At 65.0% G+C, this 22,691-nt stretch carries 17 protein-coding genes; 9 read left to right on the top strand and 8 right to left on the bottom strand.

What is annotated here, in order from left to right; all coding sequences use genetic code 11:
* Positions 1-20: 20 nt before the first annotated feature.
* Together nudE and cysQ are read left to right on the top strand one after the other, a co-directional pair.
* Entirely contained in the window at positions 21-587 is a 567-nt protein-coding gene (gene nudE / locus OU800_RS22610) for an ADP compounds hydrolase NudE (RefSeq protein ID WP_268179634.1), read from the top strand.
* Entirely contained in the window at positions 584-1,402 is an 819-nt protein-coding gene (gene cysQ, locus OU800_RS22605; RefSeq protein WP_268179632.1) for a 3'(2'),5'-bisphosphate nucleotidase CysQ, read from the top strand. The genes nudE and cysQ overlap by 4 nt, the downstream gene beginning before the upstream one ends.
* Positions 1,403-1,543: 141 nt before the next feature.
* Here cysQ and OU800_RS22600 read toward each other — a convergent pair whose 3' ends face one another.
* The 8 genes from OU800_RS22600 to gshB form a co-directional block, all read right to left on the bottom strand.
* A complete protein-coding gene (locus OU800_RS22600) occupies positions 1,544-3,451 on the bottom strand; it encodes a beta-ketoacyl synthase (protein WP_268179631.1) in 1,908 nt (635 codons plus the stop codon).
* A gap of 288 nt (positions 3,452-3,739) precedes the next feature.
* Complete coding sequence (locus OU800_RS22595; RefSeq protein ID WP_268179630.1) at positions 3,740-5,011, bottom strand: dihydroorotase; 1,272 nt, start codon at positions 5,009-5,011, stop codon at positions 3,740-3,742.
* Positions 5,011-6,018 (bottom strand): aspartate carbamoyltransferase catalytic subunit, encoded by a 1,008-nt coding sequence (locus tag OU800_RS22590; protein ID WP_268179629.1) that lies wholly within the window; start codon positions 6,016-6,018, stop codon positions 5,011-5,013. The genes OU800_RS22595 and OU800_RS22590 overlap by 1 nt, the downstream gene beginning before the upstream one ends.
* An 11-nt stretch (positions 6,019-6,029) precedes the next feature.
* Complete coding sequence (gene pyrR / locus OU800_RS22585; protein WP_268179627.1) at positions 6,030-6,536, bottom strand: bifunctional pyr operon transcriptional regulator/uracil phosphoribosyltransferase PyrR; 507 nt, start codon at positions 6,534-6,536, stop codon at positions 6,030-6,032.
* 26 nt (positions 6,537-6,562) lie between these two features.
* Positions 6,563-7,000, bottom strand: coding sequence for a Holliday junction resolvase RuvX (ruvX, locus tag OU800_RS22580; RefSeq protein ID WP_268184412.1), 438 nt, complete (start codon positions 6,998-7,000; stop codon positions 6,563-6,565).
* Positions 6,997-7,566 (bottom strand): YqgE/AlgH family protein, encoded by a 570-nt coding sequence (locus OU800_RS22575; RefSeq protein WP_268179626.1) that lies wholly within the window; start codon positions 7,564-7,566, stop codon positions 6,997-6,999. The genes ruvX and OU800_RS22575 overlap by 4 nt, the downstream gene beginning before the upstream one ends.
* Before the next feature lie 117 nt (positions 7,567-7,683).
* A complete protein-coding gene (locus OU800_RS22570) occupies positions 7,684-8,580 on the bottom strand; it encodes an energy transducer TonB (protein ID WP_268179625.1) in 897 nt (298 codons plus the stop codon).
* Between the two features lie 86 nt (positions 8,581-8,666).
* Entirely contained in the window at positions 8,667-9,623 is a 957-nt protein-coding gene (gene gshB / locus OU800_RS22565; protein ID WP_268179623.1) for a glutathione synthase, read from the bottom strand.
* A 245-nt stretch (positions 9,624-9,868) separates the two neighbouring features.
* On the opposite strand from gshB, the gene pilG reads away from it, so the two are divergent.
* From pilG to OU800_RS22530, 7 genes are all read left to right on the top strand, one after another.
* Entirely contained in the window at positions 9,869-10,276 is a 408-nt protein-coding gene (pilG, locus tag OU800_RS22560) for a twitching motility response regulator PilG (protein WP_268179621.1), read from the top strand.
* 46 nt (positions 10,277-10,322) lie between these two features.
* Complete coding sequence (pilH, locus tag OU800_RS22555; RefSeq protein ID WP_268179619.1) at positions 10,323-10,688, top strand: twitching motility response regulator PilH; 366 nt, start codon at positions 10,323-10,325, stop codon at positions 10,686-10,688.
* A gap of 108 nt (positions 10,689-10,796) precedes the next feature.
* A complete protein-coding gene (locus OU800_RS22550) occupies positions 10,797-11,333 on the top strand; it encodes a chemotaxis protein CheW (protein ID WP_268179617.1) in 537 nt (178 codons plus the stop codon).
* Between the two features lie 84 nt (positions 11,334-11,417).
* Positions 11,418-13,454, top strand: coding sequence for a methyl-accepting chemotaxis protein (locus OU800_RS22545; RefSeq protein ID WP_268179615.1), 2,037 nt, complete (start codon positions 11,418-11,420; stop codon positions 13,452-13,454).
* Between the two features lie 66 nt (positions 13,455-13,520).
* Positions 13,521-14,381, top strand: coding sequence for a protein-glutamate O-methyltransferase (locus OU800_RS22540; protein WP_268184410.1), 861 nt, complete (start codon positions 13,521-13,523; stop codon positions 14,379-14,381).
* Positions 14,382-14,406: 25 nt separating this feature from the next.
* Entirely contained in the window at positions 14,407-21,666 is a 7,260-nt protein-coding gene (locus tag OU800_RS22535) for an Hpt domain-containing protein (RefSeq protein ID WP_268179613.1), read from the top strand.
* Positions 21,663-22,682 carry a chemotaxis protein CheB gene (locus OU800_RS22530; RefSeq protein WP_268179611.1) on the top strand — a complete coding sequence of 340 codons (1,020 nt, stop codon included), beginning with the start codon at positions 21,663-21,665 and terminating at the stop codon, positions 22,680-22,682. Before OU800_RS22535 ends, OU800_RS22530 begins: the two co-directional genes overlap by 4 nt.
* Positions 22,683-22,691: the final 9 nt, after the last annotated feature.

The raw sequence follows: 22,691 nt of genomic DNA, 5'->3' as shown, positions 1-22,691 counted from the left end.
TTTCGCCAAGGAGTCGCCCCATGCGTCAAAAACCCACGGTTCTCGCTCGCGAGATCGTCGCCAGCAGTCGCCTGTTCCGTGTCGAGGAGGTGCAGTTGCGTTTTTCCAATGGCGCCGAGCGCACCTACGAGCGACTGGTCGGCAAGGGGCCGGGCTACGGCGCGGTGATGGTGGTGGCCATGCTCGATGCCGAGCATGCGGTGCTGGTCGAGGAATACTGCGGCGGTACCGACGACTACCAGCTCTCGCTGCCCAAGGGGCTGATCGAGCCGGGCGAGGACGTGCTGGTAGCGGCCAACCGCGAGCTCAAGGAAGAGGCTGGTTTTGGCGCTCACGAGCTGGAGTACATCACCGAGCTGAGCTTGTCGCCCGGCTACATGAGCCAGAAGATCAAGGTGGTGCTGGCGCGTGATCTGTACGAGGAGCGTCTGCCGGGTGATGAGCCCGAGCCGATGCGGGTCGATCGCATCAGCCTGCGTGAGCTGTCCAGCCTGGCCCAGCATGAGCAGTTCAGCGAAGGCCGGGCACTGGCCGCGCTGTACCTGGTGCGTGACCTGCTGACCCAGCGCGGGGAGTTCCGCCCGTGAGCCATCCCTATATTCCCCAGGTGATCGAGCTGGTGCGTGAAGCCGGCGCGGCGACTTTGCCTTATTGGCGTAGCGACGTTGCGGTAACGGAGAAGGCCGATGCCTCGCCAGTGACCGCCGCCGATCTGGCCGCGCACCATATTCTTCTCGATGGCCTGCAGGCGCTGGCGCCGGAGGTGCCGGTGCTGTCGGAAGAGGCCGCCGATATCCCGCTGGCCGAGCGCGCTGCCTGGACGCGCTGGTGGCTGGTCGATCCGCTCGATGGCACCAAGGAATTCATTGCCGGTTCCGAAGAGTTCACCGTCAATGTCGCCTTGATCGAGCGTGGCCGCGTGGTCTTCGGCGTGGTTGGTATTCCCGCCAGCGGGCGCTGCTATTACGGCGGCGCCGGTTTGGGTGCCTGGCGCAGCGATGTGTCGGGTGATGAACAACCGATTCGCGTGCGCCTGGCACCTGCGCAGGGCTTTACCCTGGTGGCCAGCAAGCGTCACTCCAGTGCCGCCCAAGAAACCTTGCTCGCCGGTTTGGCCGCCCGTTTTGGTGAGCCGGCACTGGCAAATATCGGCAGCTCGCTGAAGTTCTGCCTGCTGGCCGAAGGCAATGCCGACTGTTACCCGCGCCTGGCGCCCACCTCACAATGGGACACCGCAGCGGCGCAGGGGGTGCTGGAAGGTGCGGGTGGCGAGGTCCTGGATCTGGCCGGCGCACCCTTGACCTACGAGGCGCGCGAATCCTTCCTCAACTCCTCGTTTCTGGCCTTGCCTGCTGCTGCCGAGTGGCGTGGCGAGCTGATCGAGCTGGCGCGCAGTCTGTGACCTGTAGGGTGCGCGGGGCCGACTAGGCCGTGCGTACCCTGATTGGCACGGTCATACGGCTGGTGCGCATGGCGCACCCTACGACTGAGCGCCGGTAGCGGCATCCCTCGATCCTACGGATTCGGCATCGCGGCGCTTTGCTCAATCGAGCATATCGCTGTAACGCGCATCCTTCTTGAACACCAGCGGCTGCTCGAAGCCGGGCACCTTCACTTCCTCGGTGGTGATGGAGATGGCCTGGTCGTCGATCATGTCGTTGCCAAAGTTGTAGATGATGTCCAGCTTGCCCTGCAGCGCCTGTTGATCATAAGCGGCGGCGGCGGCACGGGTGCCCTCGCGGCGCGCCAGGTAGGCGTCGAAAGCGGCCTGGCCGTGGCGCTTGCACAGCATGCGCTCGGCCACATGTGGTGCGAGGATCACCGCGCTGGCGTTGTTGCCGCCAAAGCCCTTGGAGTTGATGAAGGCCACGTCCAGTGCCTGCTCACCCAGCTTGCGATCCTCGGTGGACAAGCTCAGGTGGGCCTGATGGACGTCACTGGCGACGGCATCGATGGTTTTCAGGCCGGGCACGATGCCGTACTTGAAGGCGCCAAGGGCGGCGATCACTTGGTCACCGCTGGCAGTGGCCAGGGAATGGCCAACAAAGGCCTTCACCGCCGTGATCGGCCACTGCTCGATGCCGAAGGCCGCCGCGACGCGGTCGAGAATCTCCGACTCGGTGATGCGGTTGGCCGGGGTGCTGGAGCCGTGGGCATGAACGAAGCTGCGGTTACGCACGGCGTCCAGGCCGAGCAATTGCACGGCGCTGGCCACGGCCTTGGCCACGGTCAGGTAGTTGCCCGGGCCGGGGGCGGAGATGGACTTCTTGAACCCATCGGCGTTGATGAACACGTCCGGTACCGCGCCGTGGATGTCGGCGCCCAGTTCCAGGGCCAGTTCGTCGTCCATCAGCACCACGAACTGGCAGGCTTCGGCCAGGGTGAAGCCGCAGTTGTCGCCGAACGGGCGGCTGGCGCGGCGGAAGTCCACCTCGCTCTTGCCTTCGATCTGGCGCAGGCCTTCCTCGGTGGCCAGCGCGCCCATGGCGCCGTAGCCCTCGATGCACTCCTGGTTGATCGGCGCCTCGCTGCTGCCGACGATGACCACGCGCGCCTTGCCCGCGGCGATCTGCTCGATGCCTTTCTGCAGGTTGTAGAGGAAGCTGGCGCAGGCACCGGTGATACTGCCGGTGGTACCGACGCTGCCGAGCACGTAGGCGTTGATGAAGTCCGCCGGCATGGTATTCAGGCCCAGGGCCAGTTGCTTGGCGGTGACGCGGCCACCTTTGAGGCGCGACTGCATCATGCCGCCGAAGCCGTTCTCGTCGAGCTGGCTCATGATGCAACTGGCGAACACGGCGATCTCGTCCGGGGCCACGTGCTGGACGATGCGCTGCCAGTCGATGCCCACCGAGCGCAGCGCGTCGGTGACGCCGACCACGGTCATGGCCAGGCCGCGCGGATGGAAGCGCGAGTTGTACAGCTCGCTCGGCTCGAAGCCGGTGGGCAGTTGGCCGGCGGATTTCACCGCCAGTGGGCGGTAGCTGTCCACCTTGAACTCGCAGCTATCGTGCAGGGTGACGCGCACTTCGTTGCCCTCCAGCTCCTCCACCGACCAGTTGGCCGGCAGTGGCTCGGGCAGTTGCTTGCGCAGGGTGACGAAGCTGAGGCTCGCGCCATTGGCGGGGGCGACGCCGATGCTTTTCTGCCAGTGCGCCGCGTCCGGATCCAGGTGCTGCTGCTCGATGCGGCGCACCAGAGTGCCGGCGAGAATGTCCTTGGCGTAGCGGCTTTCGATCTCGGCCAGGCTCAGCGGCTGGCCGTGCTGATCCTGGTACTGGCCATCGACCACGCGCACCAGCTTCATCATTTGCGCCAGCCCGGCCAGGGTCTCCTGGCGCGCCTGGGGTTCCAGTGACTCCTGCACGGTGCGACGGAAACCATGGTGGAAGGAGCTGCGCCCGGCTGCGTTGTAACCCCCAAAACCCACGATCACAGGTAAGCGCGACATAACTCAAGAGCTCCTGAACAAGGCCAGCGCGACGCCGAACCGGCGCCAGTGGGCGCGGGTGGGGTCATAGGGCGGTGGCGTTTGGAAAATTTCGGCTGCCTAACCTGACGTGGATCATGACTGTCGAGTCACGCTCGCGTCCAATGTCGTGGCGAGAATGGGGTGTGTCGCGGATGGGCGGGACTATGAACCGGGGGTAGGGTGCGCCGTGCGCACCAAGAACCCTCTAGAGGCTGGTGCGCATAGCGCACCCTACGCAAGCCCGCCGGCTGGTGGGCTTGCGTCGGCTCAGCCCTGGTAGCTGATATGCCCGTCGACCAGGGTGTAGCGCACCGCGCCGGGCAGGCAATGGCCAATGAAGGGGCAGTTGCTGCCCTTGGAATACCACTGCTCACCTGCGACGGTGGAGGCCTGCGCATCGAACAGCAGGATATCGGCTGCGCTGCCGACGCTCAGGCTGCCTGCCGGCAGGCGCAGCGCGGCGGCCGGGCCGCTGGACAGGCGTGCCAGCAGGGTTGGCAGATCCAGCAGGCCGTCCTGCACCAGAGTCATGGCCAGCGGCAGTTGCAGTTGCACGCTGCTGATACCTGGCTCGGTAGCGGCGAAGGGCGCCAGCTTGGCATCGCGCTCGTGTGGTTGGTGGTGGCTGGCGATGGCCGAGATCACACCCGCCTTCACCGCTTCGCGCAGACCGTCACGGTCGGCACGCGAGCGCAGCGGCGGCTGCACGTGGTACAGGCTGGAGAAGTCGATCAGCGCCTCATCGGTGAGGATCAACTGGTACAGCGCCACATCGGCGGTCACCGGCAGGCCGCGCGCCTGGGCGTTGGCGATCAGCTCGGCGCCACGAGCGCTGGTGATCTGGCTGAAGTGCGCGCGCACGCCGCTCTGTTCCACCAGCAGCAGGTCGCGGGCCAGGGCCACGGTTTCGGCGGTTTCTGGAATGCCGGCCAGGCCGAGGAAGCTGGCGGTCGGGCCCTCATGCGCCAGACCGCCTTCGGCCAGATCAAAGTCCTGCGAGTGGAAGATCACCTGCAGATCGAAGGTGGCTGCATATTCCAGGGCGCGGCGCAGGGTGCGGGCGCTGCGGAAGTTGTCCAGGCCGTTGCCGAAGGCCACGCAGCCGGCATCGCGCAGCGCAACGAGCTCTGCAAGCTGCTCTCCGGCCAGACCCTTGCTCAGCGCGCCGATGGGGAAGACCTTGGTGTGCCCGGCTTCGCGAGCGCGGTCGAGGATCAGCTCGGCCACTGCGGGGGTATCCAGCACTGGCTTGGTGATCGGCGGGCAGCACAGGCTGGTGACGCCGCCGGCCGCTGCGGCCAGGGTCTCCGTGGCGATGCTGCCCTTGCGGCTGTAGCCTGGTTCGCGCAGGGCCACGGACAGGTCGACCAGGCCGGGTGCCGCGATCAGGCCTTGGGCGTCGAGGGTCTTGTCGGCAGCGAAACCGGCTGGTGCCTGGCCGATGGCGACCAGCTTGCCGCCATCGATATAGAGGTCGCTGACCCGATCCAGGCCGCTGGCCGGGTCGATCACGCGGGCGCCGAGGATTGCGGTACGCATCAGTTGGCCTCCTCGGCATTGAGTTGACGTTGGGCGTTCTGCCCGCTCATGGCCATGGAAAGCACGGCCATGCGGATGGCGATGCCGTAGGTGACCTGGTTGAGGATCACCGACTGCGGGCCGTCGGCCACTGCCGATTCGATCTCCACACCCCGGTTGATCGGGCCAGGGTGCATCACCAGGGCATCCGGCTTGGCCAGCTTGAGGCGCTGCTCGGTGAGGCCGAACAGGCGGTAGAACTCGCCCTCGCTGGGCAGCAGGCCGCCCTGCATGCGCTCGCGCTGCAGGCGCAGCATGATCACCACGTCGACGTCCTTGAGGCCTTCGTTGGCGTCGCTGAACACGCGCACGCCGTAGCTTTGTTCCAGGCCGATGGGTAGCAGGGTCTTCGGTGCGATCACGCGAATGTCCGGGCAGCCCAGGGTCTTCAGCGCCAGCATGTTCGAGCGCGCCACCCGCGAGTGCAGGATGTCGCCGACGATAGCCACCGAGAGCTTCTCGAAGTCGCCCTTGTGGCGGCGGATGGTGAGCATGTCGAGCATGCCCTGGGTCGGGTGCGCATGGCGGCCGTCGCCACCGTTGATGATCGCCAGGTTCGGGCACACGTGCTCGGCGATGAAGTGCGCGGCGCCGGAATCGGCATGGCGCACGACGAAGATGTCGGCGGCCATGGCCTCGAGGTTACGCAGGGTGTCGAACAGCGTCTCGCCCTTGCTGGTGGAGCTGGTGGAAACGTTGAGGCTGATGACGTCGGCCGACAGGCGCTGGGCGGCCAGCTCGAAGGTGGTGCGGGTGCGCGTGGAGTTCTCGAAGAACACGTTGCACACGGTCTTGCCGCGCAGCAGTGGGACCTTCTTCACTGCCCGCGCGCCGACTTCGAGGAAGGAGTCGGCGGTGTCGAGGATTTCGGTCAACAGCTCGCGGGGCAGGCCGTCGAGTGAGAGGAAGTGGCGCAACTGACCTTGGTCGTTCAGTTGCAGCGGGCGCTTGGCGGCGAGTGGCGTCATCGCAGGGAGTCTCAGTTGGCGAGCGTCTGGAGTTCGAGGGTCAGCGGCGTGGGGCCGGACAATTTTACCCGCTCGTTGGCCGCCAGCGACAGGGTGGCGCCGACCACGTCGGGGCGGATCGGCAGCTCGCGGGCATTGAGGTCGAGCAGGCTGACCAGGGTGACGCTGGCCGGGCGGCCGTAATCGAACAGTTCGTTCAGCGCGGCGCGGATGGTACGGCCGCTCATCAGCACGTCGTCGATCAGCACCAGGTGCTGGCCCTCGATCTCGAACGGCAGCTCGGACGGTTGCACCTGCGGGTGCAGGCCGTTCTGGGTGAAATCGTCGCGGTAGAACGACACGTCGAGGATGCCCAGGGCGTCATCGCGATCCAGTGCGGCCAGCAGGGCCTGGGCGACCCAGACGCCGCCAGTGCGGATGCCGATGAAGCGGGGTTCGCCGATCTGGCGCTGGTTCAGGTGCTGGGTCAGCGCGCTGGCCATGGCTGGCAGCAGGTCGTTGGGGTTGGGTAGCATCACAGACTCCTCGTTGCGGGCCGACAGGTTCAGCCCGGGCAATGTTCCTCGAGCCAGCCTTGCAGCAGCAGCGCCGCGGCCAGGGCATCCACCGGGCGCTCGCGGTAGCCGCCACTCTGACCCTCGCGCAGGCGCTGGCCCTTGGCCTCGAAGGTGGTCAGGCGTTCGTCGTGGGTATAGGCTGGCAGGTTGAAGCGGCCATTGAGGCGACGGGCGAATTTCTCGGCGCGGGCACTCATCTCGCTGGGCGTGCCGTCCATGTTCAGTGGCAGGCCGACCACCACGGCGTCCGGCTGCCATTCCTTGATCAGCGCTTCGACGCGGCTCCAGTCCGGCACCCCGTTCTGCGCCTTGAGCGTGCACAGCTCGCGGGCCTGGCCGGTGATCACCTGGCCGACAGCGACGCCGATCTGCTTGGTGCCGTAATCGAAGCCCAGCAGCAGGCGTAGTGGCTTGTCGCTCATCAGGCGTGCCCGGCCTGCGAGGTGAGCAGGCTGAGGTTGACGCCGAGGCATGCGGCGGCGGCATTCAGGCGTTGGTCGAAGGGCAGATCGAAGAGGATGGCGTTATCGGCCGGGCAGGTCAGCCAGGCGTTTTCGGCCAGCTCGGCTTCCAGTTGCCCGGCTTCCCAGCCGGCGTAGCCGAGGGTGATCAGGTAACGCTCCGGGCCATTGCCGTCGGCGATGGCGAATAGCACGTCCTGCGAGGTGGACAGGCCCAGCTCGCCCAGATCCAGGGTGGCCTGAAACTGCTGGCCAGCCGGATGCAGGACGAAGCCGCGATCGGTCTGCACCGGGCCGCCGGCGAAGATCGGCAGGCTGTGGCACAGCGCCGCCGGCTCTTCGTCAGGGCGCAATTGCTCCAGAACGTCGGCCAGGTTGAGACCATTGGGCTTGTTGATCACCAGACCCATGGCGCCCTGATCGTTGTGCTCGACCAGGTAGGTGACGGTCTGCGCGAAGTTCGGATCGGCCATGTGCGGCATGGCGATCAGAAAGTGATGCTTGAGCGAAGTGGGGGCTGAAGTCTTCATGACGGGTAGTTTGAAGCCGCAAGCTGCAAGCCACAAGCTGCAAGTAAAAGCGAAAAGCCTGGTGGGTGAGGGTGGCTTTTCTTGCGGCTTGAAGCTTGCGGCTTGCAGCTGCTCCTATCAATTGCTCGACAGCCGGTCGCCGCGCTCGAAGCGCCAAGTGCGGATGATCTCCAGGCGGTCGATGTCGGCCAGGTCGCCGGTGAAGGGGGCATAGGGCGCGGCCAGGCGCACGATGCGCTGGGCGGCCTGGTCGAGCACGGCCTGGCCGGAGGACTCCAGCACCTGCACTTCATAGAGGCTGCCGTCGCGGTTGATCGACACCAGCAGGCGCAGGCTGCCGTAGATGCGCTGGCGACGGGCGTCATCGGGGTAGTTGAGATTGCCGATGCGTTCGACCTTCTTGCGCCACTCGTCCTTGTACCAGGCGCCCTTGTCGCGCATGGTCGAGGCGGCGCTGAGGCGGTAGATCTTCGGGCGCTTGGCGTAGGCCTGAACTTCCTGGGCCAGCTCGGCCTCCAGGCTGGCGATTTCCGCCGAGAGCTGCGCGGAGTCGAAGACCGGCGCCGGCTTGGTTTCGCGCACGGGTTTGCTTTCTTCGCGCTTGACCGGGGTTTTCTGCTGCTGGGGCGCGCGGGTGGCAACGGCCGCCTTCGGCGCTTCCTGCTTGCTGGCCGGTTGCTGCGGTGCGCTGGGTGGGGTGACCTTGCGTACCTCGCTGTCCTGAAAGCGAGCCTGTTCGGTGGTCTTCGGCGCGGCCGCCTGTTCCAGGGTGCCGCTACCCTGCTGGTTATCCTGAGCGAGGAAGTCCGCCTCCTTGGGCTTGTCCTCGCTCTTGAAGGTGGACAGGGTGATTTCCAGGGTCTTGCTGATCTGCGGCGGCGGCTCCAGGGTAAAGCCGACCCCGAGAATCAGGGCGATGTGCAGCGCTGCCGCGACGAACAGGGTGAAGCCCAGGCGGTCGGCCGGGCGCACTTTGGTCGAGCTGGCGGTGGGTGTAGGGGTTGCTGCGTTCATCGCACATCGGGTCTGCTTTGAGTGACGCGCAGTCTGCGGCGCGGCGCTTCAGGCTGCAAGCTTGAAGCGCCAGGCTGCCACTTGCGTCAAGCTTTTGCGCCAAGTTTTTCGGCGATGCAGGCCATCAGGCGTTCGCCGATACGGGTATCGAAGGCCGCATCGATCTCACGGATGCAGGTGGGGCTGGTGACGTTGATTTCCGTCAGGTGCTCACCGATCACGTCGAGGCCGACGAAGATCAATCCCTTTTCCCGTAGCGTGGGGCCGACGGCCGCGGCGATCTCCTTGTCCCGCTCGGTCAGTGGGCGAGCTTCGCCGCGGCCGCCTGCAGCCAGGTTGCCGCGCGTTTCGCCAGCAGCGGGAATGCGCGCCAGGCAGTAGGGGATCGGCTCGCCATCGATCATCAGGATGCGCTTGTCGCCCTCCAAGATCGCTGGCAGGTAGCCTTGCGCCATGATCTGTTGCTGTCCATGCTGAGTGAGACTTTCCAGAATCACCGAGAGATTGGGGTCGCCGGCACGGTGGCGAAATATCTGTGATCCGCCCATGCCATCCAGGGGTTTGAGAATGATGTCACGGTGCTCATCGGCAAACTGGCGCAGAATATCGGCCCGGCGACTGACCAGGGTCGGTGGTGTGAATTGAGGAAACTGGGTGGCGAAGAATTTTTCGTTGCAGTCGCGCAGGCTCTGTGGCCGGTTGACCACCAGTACACCGTCACGCTCGGCCTGTTCCAATAGATAAGTGGAGTAGACGAACTCGTTATCGAAGGGCGGATCCTTGCGCATCAGGATCACGTCCAGTTCGGCAAGGGGGCTGTCCTGCTCGTCGGCAAGCTCGAACCAGTGCTGCGCGTCGTTGAATACCTTCAGCGGGCGCATGCGGCCTCGGGCTTGGCCGCGGGCCTGGTAAAGATCCCGTTGTTCCATGTAGAGCAGCGACCAGCCGCGAGCCTGGGCCGCCAGCAGCATGGCCAGCGAGCTGTCTTTCTTGAAACTGATGTCCGCGATGGGATCCATGACGATCCCGAGACGAAGGCTCATGGGGTGACTCTCCGCAGGAAAGATAGGGGCGCAAGCCTTGTGGATTGTGCCGGGTAAGGGCTGTCAGGGTGGCGTCAGGCGGGGCGGTGGTCAAGGGTGCTGAGCGCCCCGGCGGGCTTATAGATTGCATCTGGAGAGTGTGCTACAAAGGCCCGTCGGTGGTGCGCACGCCCTCCGGTAACAGGGCCTCAGGCATACTGAAAGCAAGTAAATGAACGACTCACCGAGGCGATGGTAGGGCAAACATGGAACAGCATTGCGACGGCTTGAAAGTGATGGTGATCGACGACTCGAAGACGATTCGTCGCACTGCGGAAACCTTGCTGAAGAAGGTGGGCTGCGAAGTCATCACTGCGGTCGACGGCTTCGATGCCTTGGCCAAGATCGCCGACACCCATCCAAGCATCATCTTTGTCGACATCATGATGCCGCGTCTCGATGGTTATCAGACCTGTGCCCTGATCAAGAACAACAGTGCTTTCAAATCCACCCCGGTGATCATGCTGTCCTCCAAGGATGGTCTGTTCGACAAGGCCAAAGGACGCATCGTGGGTTCCGATCAGTATCTGACCAAGCCCTTCAGCAAGGAAGAGCTGCTCGGTGCCATCAAGACTCATGTGCCGGACTTCACTCCGGTAGAACAAGCCTCCTGACGTCGCGGCCCACGGGTCGTACGCCTCTTCTGTATTGGGAAACACCATGGCTCGAATTCTGATAGTTGATGACTCCCCGACCGAGATGTACAAACTGACCGCCATGCTGGAAAAGCACGGCCATCAGGTGCTGAAGGCGGAAAATGGTGCTGACGGCGTGGCCCTGGCCCGCCAGGAGAAACCCGACGTCGTGCTGATGGATATCGTCATGCCCGGCCTCAATGGTTTCCAGGCGACTCGTCAACTGACCAAGGATGCCGAAACCAGTCATATCCCGGTGATCATCGTCACCACCAAGGATCAGGAAACCGACAAGGTTTGGGGCAAGCGCCAGGGCGCCAAGGATTACCTGACCAAGCCGGTCGACGAAGATACGCTGCTGAAAACCCTCAACTCGGTACTGGCCGGTTGATGGATACCTCTAAAAAACCAGGCGAGGCAGTGATGGCAGCGCAGGTCGTTTTTAGAGGTGCCCTGATGCCGTGTCGTCCGAATACTCCATAAGAAGGCCAGGGCGGGCATGTCGGACGTATTGACCCCTTTCCAGATTCTGCTCGACATCGACCAGCGTTGTCGTGCGCTGGCAGCCGGCCTGCCATCCCAGCAGGCGGCGGTGCAGACCTGGAGCGGCATCGGTTTTCGCATGGGCGAGCGCTATTTCGTGGCGCCGATGGGGGAAGTGGGCGAGGTGCTCCACGAGCCGCGTTATACCCAGTTGCCGGGGGTCAAGAGCTGGGTCAAGGGTGTGGCCAACGTTCGTGGTCGTTTGCTGCCGGTGATGGATCTGTGTGGTTTCTTCGGCAATGAGCTGTCGCCGCTGCGCAAGTTGCGCCGCGTGCTGGTCGTTGATCACCAGGACATCTTCGCAGGCCTTACGGTCGACGAAGTCTTCGGTATGCAGCATTTCCCCGTGGATAGCTTTTCCGAGCAGCTACCGCCTCTGGAGGCGAGCATGCAGCCCTTCATCCACGGGCTATTCCAGCGTGAGCAACCCTGGTTGGTCTTCAGTCCACAGGCTCTGATACGAGACCAGGCGTTCCTCGATGTCGCTTATTAGAAGATTTTCGGTTGGGTCGGCTTTGTCGGCCTTTTGGCGTTACACGAAAGCCGTTGTGCGGTTGGTCCAGGCGGGGGCCAGATAATGAAGAAACTCAATGCAAGCAACTTGTTGGGCGGAGCGCGTAGCAGTGCGCTGATCGCGGGCCTGTTCGTGGTGCTGATCGTCTCCATCATATTGGAGTTCGCCAACTTCGCGTACATGAATACGCAGTCGAACTACGACACCGAGTACATCGGTCACTCCGGTGAGCTGCGCGTCCTGTCCCAGCGTATCGCCAAGAACGCCACGGAAGCGGCCACCGGCAAGTCCGAGGCTTTCGGCCTGCTGCGCGATGCGCGCAACGACTTCCAGCAGCGCTGGAACTTCCTCACCGACGGGGACGCCGAAACCGGGCTGCCGCCGGCACCCGAGGCGGTGGCGCCGCAGATGGCAGCCGTGCAGCAGGACTGGGACAGCCTGCGGCAGAATGCCGACGCCATCCTGGCCAGCGAGCAGACCGTACTGTCGTTGCACCAGGTGGCTGCCACCCTGGCCGAAACCATTCCGCAGTTGCAGGTCGAGTACGAGGAGGTGGTCGACATCCTCCTGGAAAGTGGCGCGCCGGCGGCCCAGGTGGCCGTGGCCCAGCGTCAGTCGTTGCTGGCCGAGCGTATTCTCGGCTCGGTGAACAAGGTGCTGGCCGGCGACGAGGATTCGGTGCAGGCCGCCGACATGTTCGGTCGTGACGCCAGCCTGTTCGGCCGCGTGCTCAATGCCATGCTCGAAGGCAATGCGGCCATGGAGATCAGCCAGGTGACCGACGCAGAGGCCCAGGAGCGCCTCTCGGAAATCTCCGAGCTGTTCGAGTTCGTCTCCGGTTCGGTGGACGAGATTCTGGAAACCTCGCCGGAACTGTTCCAGGTGCGTGAATCGGCCAACTCCATCTTCACCGTCTCGCAGACCCTGCTGGACAAGGCCTCGGAACTGGCCGTCGGCTTCGAGGGGCAGGCCGAAGGGCGCACCATCAACACCCTGTTCGGTTATGCGCTGGGCGTTCTGGCACTGGGTTCGATCATCCTCATCGGCCTGGTGATGGTGCGTGAAACCAACCGCCGTCTGGCCGAAACCGCCGAGAAGAACGAACGCAACCAGGCGGCGATTCTGCGTCTGCTCGACGAGATCGCCGACCTCGCCGACGGTGACCTGACAGTGGCCGCGACGGTGACCGAAGACTTCACCGGCGCCATCGCCGACTCCATCAACTACTCCATCGACCAGCTCCGCGACCTGGTGGCCACCATCAACCAGACTGCCGTGCAGGTGGCCTCGGCCGCCCAGGAAACCCAGGCCACTGCCATGCATCTGGCCGAGGCCTCCGAGCACCAGGCACAGGAAATTGCCGGCGCTTCCGCGGCGATCAACGAGATGGCCGTGTCCATCGACCAGGTATCGGCCAACGCCAGCGAATCCTCGGCGGTAGCGGAACGTTCCGTAGCCATCGCCAACAAGGGCAACGAAGTCGTACACAACACCATCACCGGCATGGACAACATCCGTGAGCAGATCCAGGACACCTCGAAGCGGATCAAGCGCCTCGGTGAATCGTCCCAGGAGATCGGTGACATCGTAAGCCTGATCAACGACATTGCCGACCAGACCAACATTCTCGCCCTGAACGCCGCGATCCAGGCGTCCATGGCCGGTGATGCAGGCCGCGGCTTCGCCGTGGTAGCGGACGAGGTACAACGCCTCGCAGAACGTTCCTCGGCGGCGACCAAGCAGATCGAGGCGCTGGTGAAAACCATTCAGACCGACACCAACGAAGCCGTTATCTCCATGGAGCAGACGACTTCCGAAGTGGTGCGCGGTGCCCGCCTGGCGCAGGACGCCGGGGTGGCTCTGGAGGAGATCGAGAAGGTATCGAAAACCCTCGCGGCGCTGATCCAGAACATCTCCAACGCTGCACGGCAGCAGGCCTCTTCGGCCGGCCACATTTCCAACACCATGAACGTGATTCAGGAAATCACCTCGCAGACGTCCTCGGGTACCACCGCCACCGCGCGCAGCATCGGTAACCTGGCCAAGATGGCCAGTGAGATGCGCAAGTCGGTTTCCGGTTTCACCCTCCCGGACGCCTGATAAAGGAGAGCGGCGGGCCGACGCGACTGCCGCGTGACAGCCATGACAAAGGGCGAGGGGCAGGGTATGCAGCCAGCCGGCATCTGGGCGTTGTCGCCCGTGGCCGACATGTCGCAAGCCGATTTCCACGACTGGCAGACGCTCCTCGAAGAGCGCACCGGCGTGGTCGTCAGCGAGCAACGCCGTGCATTCCTGCAGACCAACCTGAGCGCGCGCATGCGCGAACTGGGCGTGACGGATTACGCCAGCTACTACCGCCAGGTGACCGATGGGCCGCGTGGTGCGGTGGAGTGGTCCACCCTGCTGGATCGTCTGACCGTGCAGGAGACCCGCTTCTTCCGCCATCAGCCTTCGTTCGAGGTGCTCGGGCAGTACCTGCAGGAGCGCCTGGCGGGCGGGCTGGGCAAGCCCTGGGAGCTATGGAGCGTGGGCTGCTCCAGTGGTGAGGAGCCTTATTCCCTGGCCATCCTGGCGGCCGAGACATTGCAGGGCAGCGAGGCGCCGGAGCACTTCGCGGTAACCGGCACGGATATCAGCCTGGGCGCATTGGAGAAGGCCCGCGAAGGCTGCTACTCGGCGCGCCGCCTGGAACAGGTGAGCAGTGAGCTGCGCGAACGCTATTTTCTCGCGCAGGCCGATGGACGTTTCAAGGTGGTACCGAGCCTGGCGGCACGTGTGTGCTGTGCCCGGCTCAATGTGCTGGAACTGGCCACGGCGCCGATGTCCGGCATGGATGTGATTTTTTGTCAGAACTTGCTGATCTATTTCCGCCGCTGGCGCCGTCGCGACATCCTCAATCGCCTGGTCGAGAGCCTGGTGCCGGGAGGATTGCTGGTCGTGGGCGTGGGTGAGGTAGCCGGCTGGCAGCACCCGCAACTGGTGCCGCTGGCCGACGAGCGAGTTCTGGCGTTTACCCGCAAGGGATAAGGCCAAGTTTATGAGTGGAGTGGCTATGGGTGATCGGCATGATTATGTCGCCCTGGAGTGGGTCAAAGGCGAGATTGCGGAAACCCTGAAGCAGGCGCGGCAGGCTCTGGAGGCGTTCGTCGAGAACCCGCAGGATCCGACGCGCATGCGCTTCTGCCTGACCTACGTGCACCAGGTTCACGGCACCTTGCAGATGGTCGAGTTCTACGGCGCCGCGCTGCTCGCCGAAGAAATGGAGCAACTGGCCAAGGCTCTGATGGAAGGCCGCGTGGCCAACCAGGGCGAGGCTCTGGAAGTGCTGATGCAGGCCATCCTGCAACTGCCGGCCTACCTTGACCGCATCCAGAGTGCGCGGCGCGACCTGCCCATGGTGGTGCTGCCGCTGCTCAACGACCTGCGCGCCGCTCGTGGCGAGAAGTTGTTGTCGGAAACCAGCCTGTTCTCCCCGGACATGTCCACCCGCCAGCCGGCACTGCCGGAAGGTGGCCTGGCACGCCTGCGCACCGCCGAGCTGCCGGTGTTGCTGCGCAAGCTGCGGCAGATGCTGCAGATGGCTCTGGTCGGCATCATCCGCAATCAGGATCTGGCCACCAATCTGGGCTACATGGCGCGGGTCTTCGCGCGCCTGGAAAACCTGTGCAAGGACGCTCCGCTGGGCGCCCTGTGGCAGATCGCCTCGGGCATGGTCGAAGGCCTGGCCAATGGCAGCGTGGTCAACGGCACCTCGGTGCGCACCCTGCTGCGTCAGGTGGACAAGGAACTCAAACGCCTGGTCGAGCAGGGCGCCGATGGCATCAACCAGCCTGCCCCCGACGAACTGACCAAGAACCTGCTCTTCTACGTGGCCAAGGCACCGGCGCAGTCGCCGCGCATTCGTGCCCTGAAGGAACAGTACCGCCTCGACGACGCGCTGCCGGATAGCGAAGTGGTGGACGAGGAGCGCGCCCGCCTGGCCGGCCCCGACCGCGACGCCATGCGTTCGGTGGTGGCAGCGCTGTGCGAGGAGCTGGTGCGGGTCAAGGACAGCCTCGACCTGTTCGTGCGCAGCGACCGCAGCCGCCCCAGCGAACTGGACGCCCTGCTGGCGCCGCTCAAGCAGATCGCCGATACCCTGGCCGTGCTCGGTTTCGCCCAACCGCGCAAGGTGATCCTCGACCAGATCGATGTCGTCCATGGCCTCTCCCTGGGGCAGCGCGAGCCCAGCGATGCGGTGCTGATGGATGTGGCCGGTGCCCTGCTCTACGTCGAAGCGACCCTGGCCGGCATGGTTGGCCCCAGCGAAGACAGCCAGAGCGAACAGAGCCATCTGCCCACCACCGACGTGGGGCAGATTCACCAGTTGGTCATCAAGGAGGCGCGCAACGGCCTGGAGCAGGCCAAGGACGCGATCATCGAGTTCATCGCCTCGCAGTGGAACCACGAGCATCTGGCGCGTGCCCCGGAGCTGCTGACCCAGGTACGCGGTGGGCTGGCGATGATCCCGCTGCCGCGTGCAGCCGAGCTGCTCGCGGCCTGCAACCGCTACATCCAGGAGCAACTGCTGGCGCGCAAGGCGGTGCCCAACTGGCAAAGCCTGGACACCCTGGCCGATGCCATCACCAGCGTCGAGTATTACCTCGAACGCCTCAGCGAAGACCATGGCGCAGCGGGGGACATGATTCTCGATGTCGCCGAAGAGAGCCTGGAATCGCTCGGTTATCCGCTGAAGGCCAAGCCGTCGATCCTCGACGTCCCCGAGTCCGAACCCGAGCCCTTGGCACCGCTGGCCGATCCGCTGCAGGAGATCGAGCTGCTCGGTGCCGAGGACAGCCTGCTGCAACAGCCCCTGAGCGAAGAACCCTCCACGCCCGAGCTAGCGCAGGACGGCGACTGGCTGCTCGATGCCGAGCCACTGGAGCTCGACGAGACGGTCATCGACCAGCCGCTGGAGCATTTCTCCCTCGACCTGGAACCGCTCGAGCCGTTGCCAGAGCCCCAGGCCGATGGCGAATCCCTGGATGAAGGCAGTTTCGAGCTGGCGGACGAATCCTGGCAGCTCGCCGAGGATGAGCCGCCCGCCGAGAGCAACTGGGATGATCTGGAGCTGGCGGATCTCGACCTGCCGGAGGTGGAGCTGCCCAGCGCGCCCGAGCCGGTCGCCGCCGCTCCGGACGAGGAGCCGAAGCCGCTGTCGATGGCCGATGTCATGGCCGCCCCGGTGCAGGCCATCAACCCGCCCGCTGCCGAGGTGCCGCCCAGCCTGCTACCGCCGCCTGCCGACGAGGAACCGGTCGACGAAGACCTGCTCGAGGTGTTCATCGAAGAGGCCGGCGAGGTGCTGGAGACCATCGCCGAGTACCTGCCCAGATGGCAGGCCGACAATGACGACAAGAATGCCCTGATCGAGGTGCGTCGCGCCTTCCATACCCTCAAGGGCAGTGGCCGCATGGTGCGGGCACTGGTCATCGGCGAGCTGGCCTGGTCCATCGAGAACCTGCTCAACCGCTTGCTCGATCGCAGCATCGAACCGAGTGCCCCGGTGCAGCAGGTGGTGCTCGACGTGGTGGCGCTGATGCCGGCGCTGGTCGACGAGTTCGCCGCCAAGGCCCAGCGCCAGCGTGACGATGTCGACCAGTTGGCCGCCACGGCGCATGCCCTGGCCAAGGGGCAGCCTGCCCCAAAGTTTGACGCCCCGGAAGCCGATGAGGTAGCCGAGCCCGTGGGCGCTGTCGAGGCTACCGTCACTGCCGATGAGGTCGCCCCGGCCGAGGTCGAGCCAAGCGATGAGCAGCCACTGGACAGCGAGCCGCTCGATGGCGAGCCCCTCGATCCACAGTTGCTGGAAATCTTCCGCAACGAAGCGGAAACCCACCTGGAAACCCTGGTCGGCTTCCTGGCCGACTGTGCCCGTGAATTGCCGCAGCCGGTGACCGATGCACTGCAGCGTGCTTTGCATACGCTCAAGGGCAGCGCCTACATGGCAGGTATCCTGCCGATGGCGGAAATCGCCGCGCCGCTGGAGAAGTTGGTCAAGGAGTTCAAGACCAACCTGGTCGAGATCGACCTGAGTTGTGCCGAACTGCTCAGCGAGGCCGAGCAGCTCTTCCGTATTGGTCTCGATCAGCTCGAGAACCAGCCGCTGGCGCCCATCGAGGGGGCCGAAGCCTTCATCGAGCGTGTGCATGCCATGCACCAGTCGCGCCTGGATCAGGCCGAAGGCGAACGGCTGGGGCGCAGCGGTGAGGCGCGCGATCCGCAACTGATCGGGATTTTCCTCGCCGAAGGCATGGACATCCTGCTCGATGCCGAGGAGCTGTTGCGCAAATGGCGTGAACACCCTTCCGAGCGCCAGGAGCTGTCCGCCCTGCTGGAAGAGCTGACCACCCTCGGTCGGGGGGCCGAGATGGCCGAGCTGCCACAGATCGATGAGCTGTGCGAGGCGCTGCTGGATATCTATGGCGCCGTCGAAGAAGGCAGCCTGGCGGTCAGCGAGCGTTTCTTCGACGAGGCGGAAAAGGCTCATGAGGCCCTGATCGGCATGATGGATCAGGTGGCGGCGGCCTTGCAGGTCACCCCTCAGCCCGAGCGTGTCGCGGCATTACGCAGCCTGCTCGAAGAGGCCCTCGATCCGGCCAAGCTGGCCCTGCTGGCACCGGGCGCCGAGGGGCTCGAAGTCGTCGACCTGGACAGCGTCACCGCAGCGTTGCAGGCCGAAGATGCGGCGGATGTCAGCCTGGACAAGCTGGCGGCCGAAATGCCGGACGCCGATCTCGACGACGAAATGGTGGAGATCTTCCTCGAAGAGGCGGTGGACATCCTCGACAGCGCTGGCCAGGCACTGGAGCGCTGGCTTGGCGAGCCGGACAGCACCCTGCCGCTGTCCTCTCTGCAGCGTGACCTGCACACCCTCAAGGGTGGCGCGCGGATGGCAGCGATTCGCCCCATCGGTGACCTGGGCCACGAGCTGGAGTCGCTTTACGAAGGCCTGGTGGATCGTCGCTATGGCTACTCGGCCGAATTGGCCGATCTGCTGCAGCGTAGTCATGACCGCCTGGCGCAGATGCTCGAACAATTGCAAGCGCGCCAGGCACTGAGCAGCGGCGAGGATCTGATCCAGGCCATCCGACGTTTTCGTCAGGGCGGTGCGGCCCAGGGGCTGAGCCCCGTCACGGCGCTGGACGAACCCACTGCTCTTGACCAGTCCGCCGCGGCGAGCGAAGCCGAGAAGCAGGTCGATGAGTTGGCTGCCCTGGCTGATGAGCCGCAGAGCGAGCCGGTCGTAGCCGATGAGACGCCATTCGACTCCGATGAGCCCGAGTTGCCCGAGCCGTCACCCACCAGTGATGCTGTTGCCGAGCCCGAGCCCGAGCCCGAGCCCGAGCCCGAGCCCGAGCCCGAGCCCGAGCCCGTAGCCGATGTGCTGGAAACGGAATTCGTGCCAGCGCCTGAGCCGCAGGCTGCGGTGCCCGCGAACTGGCATGACGAGCGTGACCCCGAACTGGTGGAAATCTTCCTCGAGGAAGGTTTCGACATCATCGACAGCGCCGGTGCGGCCTTGCTGCGCTGGATGGACGATGTCGACAACAGCCTGGAGCTGGAAGCCCTGCAGCGTGACCTGCACACCCTCAAGGGTGGGGCGCGCATGGCCGAGGTGCGCGAGATCGGCGACCTGGCCCATGAGCTGGAATTCCTCTACGAGGGCTTGGGTGCTGGACAACTGCGCGCCAGCCCGGTGTTGTTCGACCTGCTGCAGGCTTGTCATGACCGCTTGGCACAGATGCTCGAGGCGGTTCGCGACAAGCAGGCCGTGCCGCAGGGCGATGCCCTGATCGAAACCATCAAACGCTTCCGCGCCAACCCGGACGAGCAACTGAGCATTCCCACGGCCGTGCAGCTCAAGCCCGCGTCCGAGGCCAGCGCGGACAGCGAGGCCGACAGCGACATCCTGGAAATATTCCTGGAAGAGGGCGACGACCTGCTGCAGGCCATGGAAGCGGCCATCGACCGTTGGCAAGCGCAGCGCGACGACGCCAGTGCCATCGACGAGATGCAGCGCATCCTGCACACCCTCAAGGGCGGTGCACGTCTGGCCGGGCAGAAGCGCCTGGGCGACATGAGCCATGCCCTGGAACAGCGCCTGAGCGATGCTCTGCAAGGCGATGCGCCCTGGTCCGAGAGCCTGTCCGTCGATGTGCAGTCCGCCTTCGAGGGGCTGCAGCGGGAACTGGATCAACTGCGTCAGCGTCTCGACGCCGGCCAGGACAGCAGCCCCGAACCGGCTGCGGCCTCCAGCGCCGATGAAGCGCCCAGGCCGTCAGCGCCGAAAGCCGCCAGCGCCATAGTCGCGGCCAGCGAGCAGCCCGTGCAGGTACAGGCCGACAAGGTGCTGCCGTTCGTTCAGCGCGCCCAGCAGGCCGCTCAGGAAGCGCTTGCCCGCCGCGCCCCGCAGGAACTGGTGAAGGTGCCGGCGGAACTGCTCGAGGGGCTGGTCAACCTGGCCGGTGAAACCTCGATCTTCCGCGGCCGTGTCGAGCAGCAGGTGAGCGATGTCGGCTTCACCCTGAGCGAGATGGAGGCGACCATCGACCGCGTGCGTGACCAACTGCGCCGCCTCGATACCGAAACCCAGGCGCAGATTCTCAGCCGCTACCAGGCCGAGGCCGAACGTGCCGGCTACGAAGAATTCGACCCGCTGGAAATGGACCGTCACTCGCAACTGCAGCAGCTCTCCCGCGCGTTGTTCGAGTCGGCGTCCGACCTGCTCGACCTCAAGGAAACCCTGGCGGCGAAGAACCGCGACGCTGAAACCCTGTTGCTGCAGCAGGCGCGGGTCAACACCGAGTTGCAGGAAGGCCTGATGCGCACGCGCATGGTGCCCTTCGACCGTCTGGTGCCGCGTTTGCGTCGCATCGTTCGCCAGGTGGCGAGCGAGCTGGGCAAGCAGGTGGAATTCGTCGTCGCTAACGCCGAAGGCGAGATGGATCGCTCCGTGCTCGAGCGCATCGTCGCGCCCCTGGAGCACATGCTGCGCAACGCCGTCGACCACGGCATCGAGGCCGCCGAGGTACGCCGTGCCGCCGGCAAACCCGAGGTCGGCACCATTCGCCTGAACCTGAGCCGCGAGGGGGGCGATATCGTCCTCACCCTGGACGACGATGGTGGCGGTATCCGCCTCGACGCCGTGCGACGCAAGGCCATCGAACGTGGCCTGATGGTTGAAGGCAGCGATCTCAGCGACCACGAGGTGCTGCAGTTCATCCTCGAGGCCGGTTTCTCCACGGCGGAGAAGGTCACGCAGATCTCCGGACGTGGCGTCGGCATGGACGTGGTGCACTCGGAGGTCAAGCAGCTCGGCGGTGCCATGAGCATCGATTCGGAGCCGGGCCAGGGCACACGCTTCACCATCCGTCTGCCATTCACCGTGTCGGTCAACCGCGCGCTGATGGTCTATTCCGGCGAAGACCTCTATGCCATTCCGCTGAACACCATCGAAGGTATCGTGCGGGTGTCGCCCTACGAGCTGGAAGCCTACTACGCACCCGATGCGCCGCGCTTCGAGTACGCCGGCCAGGCCTACGAGCTGAAATACCTGGGTGACCTGCTGAACAACGGCCAGCATCCCAAGCTGGTGGGCCAGAGCCTGCCGCTGCCGGTGATCCTGGTGCGTTCAAGCGAACATGCGGTGGCCGTGCAGGTCGACAGCCTGGCCGGTTCGCGCGAGATCGTGGTCAAGAGCCTCGGCCCGCAGTTCGCCGGGGTGCCCGGTATTTCCGGTGCGACCATCCTCGGTGACGGCCGCGTGGTGGTGATCCTCGATCTGCTGGCCACCATCCGCAGCCTGCATGCCCGCCTGCTCGGCCAACTGGCACCGCGTCTGCTCGAGCAGGCGCCCGTGGCCGGCGAAGAGGTGGAAGCCGAGCGGCCGACCCTGGTCATGGTGGTGGACGACTCGGTCACCGTGCGCAAGGTCACCAGCCGCCTGCTCGAACGCAACGGCATGAACGTGATGACCGCCAAGGACGGGGTGGACGCCATCGCCCAATTGCAGGAGCACAAGCCCGACATCATGCTGCTGGACATCGAGATGCCGCGCATGGATGGCTTCGAGGTGGCGACCCTGGTGCGCCATGACGAACAGCTCAAGGATCTGCCGATCATCATGATCACCTCGCGTACCGGCGAGAAGCACCGCGAGCGTGCCATGAGCATCGGCGTCAACCAGTACCTCGGCAAGCCTTATCAGGAGTCCCTGTTGCTCGATAGCATCGCAAAGCTGGTGGATAGCCAGCGGGGTAAGCGAGCATGACGCCAAGAACCGCAGCACGTATCGCCGTCATCGCCGACACCTCGTTGCAGCGTCATGTGCTGCAGCAGGCGCTGATCAGTGGTGGTTATCAGGTGGTGCTCAACAGCGATCCGGCGCGCCTCGATGAAGCGGCCCTGGCTGCCTGTGAAACCGACCTGTGGCTGGTGGATCTGGCGCAATCCGAGGACTCGCCGCTGGTCGACAGCCTGCTCGAGCGCGCCAGCGCGCCTGTGCTGTTCGGCGAAGGGCATGCTCCGGAGCGGCATTCGGAAAACTATCCGCGTTGGGAGCGCAGCCTGTTCGGCAAGCTCAAGCGGCTGGTGGGTGACTCGGCCCAGGCGGTGGGGCCGAGCCTGCAGGCATTGCTCGACGAGGCGCAGCGCCCGGCCCGCCTAGAGCTACCGCAGGTGCTGGCACAAACCCAGCTACGGGCTGGTGAACCGGCGCGTCAGGTCTGGTTGCTGGCGGCCTCTCTGGGCGGGCCGGCGGCGGTCAAGGCGTTTCTCGATGCCTTGCCGGGCGGTCTGCCCATCGGCTTTCTCTATGCCCAGCACATCGATGCCAGCTTCGAGGCGGTGCTGCCGCAGGCGGTCGGTCGGCACAGCCAGTGGCACGTCAACCCAGCGCGGCATGGCGACCTGGTGCGCTGTGGCGAAGTGGTGGTAGTGCCGATCAGCCATGAACTGGGTTTTGCCGACGATGGTGCCATGCAGATTGCCGAGCGTGGCTGGCCGGAACCCTACAGCCCTTCCATCGACCAGATGATGCTCAACCTGGCGCAGCATTACGGTGCCCAGTGTGGTGTCATAGTGTTCAGTGGCATGGGTAGCGACGGCAGTGCCGCCGCGGCCTACGTCCAGCGCCAGGGTGGGGTGATCTGGACGCAACGCGGCGAGAGCTGCGCCAGCCCGAGCATGCCGGACAGCCTGCGCGAGGGCGGTTACAGCAGCTTCAGCGGCGACCCCCGCGAACTGGCCTCGGCGCTGGTCGATCAGCTTGCCGAACATTGCAGTTGAGGACGTTTT

This window comes from Pseudomonas sp. GOM7 (assembly GCF_026723825.1).
GTDB lineage: Bacteria > Pseudomonadota > Gammaproteobacteria > Pseudomonadales > Pseudomonadaceae > Aquipseudomonas.
Note: the sequence above shows the minus strand (reverse complement) of the source record. Positions and strands in the feature narration are given on the sequence as shown.